Raw genomic sequence first — 732 nt, 5'->3', positions numbered from 1 at the left:
GCTCGCCACCTTGGACGCGGCGGCCCTGGTCGCGGCCCGCCTGCTCGCCCTGGTCGGTTTCGGGTCGGGTTCGTAGCCGTCGTCGTAGTCGTCATCGTCGTAGGCGGCGTCGTACTCGCCGTCGGCGTAGTCCGCCTCGGAGTAGTCGTTGTCGACGTAGTCGCGGTCGACATAGTCGGACTCGGCGTAGTCGTCGGTGTCCGGCTCGGCGGCGCGATTGCCGCCGACGCGGTAGACCTCGGTACGGGCGTCGGCGTCGTCGGCGCGCTGGCGCAGCAGGTCACCGGCGACCGACTGACCCGAGACCAGCGGCTGCTCCTGGCTGACCGGCGACCAGGCGGCCGTCGGGAACCCACCGCTCTCGGGCGCGGGCGGCGCCGGGTCGGGCCGGTGCCTGCGCGCCGACCAGGACGGCAACCCACCGGACTTGCCCGTCTCCGGCCCGCCGCGCCTGCGGTCCAGCGTGGGACGCTGATCGACCTCGGGCGCGGGCCAGCCGGTCCCCCTGGCCTGCGCGGCGTCCGCAGCGGGCGCGACGTTGTAGGCCTGGGTGGCGTCCACGTCGGCACGCGGGCCGAACTCGGGGAACGCGTTGAACCCGGGCGTGGCACCGGTACCGGGAAAGCCGCCGAATGCGGGGGCGGGGTCTTGGCGGCCGTTGAAGCCACGGGCAGGCTCGGGGCCGGGTGTGGGCGGTTCGAACGCGGGCTGGGCGTACCCGGGCGCCTCCGG

General features: G+C 75.0%; 1 pseudogene. It reads right to left on the bottom strand.

The features are described from left to right. Positions 1 to 732 (bottom strand): annotated as a pseudogene (locus V8688_RS32000) (hypothetical protein); the annotation flags it as partial.

Origin of the sequence: Nocardia sp. No.11 (assembly GCF_038752175.1) — a bacterium.
In the GTDB taxonomy this organism is placed as follows: Bacteria; Actinomycetota; Actinomycetes; order Mycobacteriales; family Mycobacteriaceae; genus Nocardia; species Nocardia canadensis.
The sequence above is the reverse complement of the archived record's forward strand: the minus strand, read 5'-3'. Positions and strand labels throughout refer to the sequence as shown.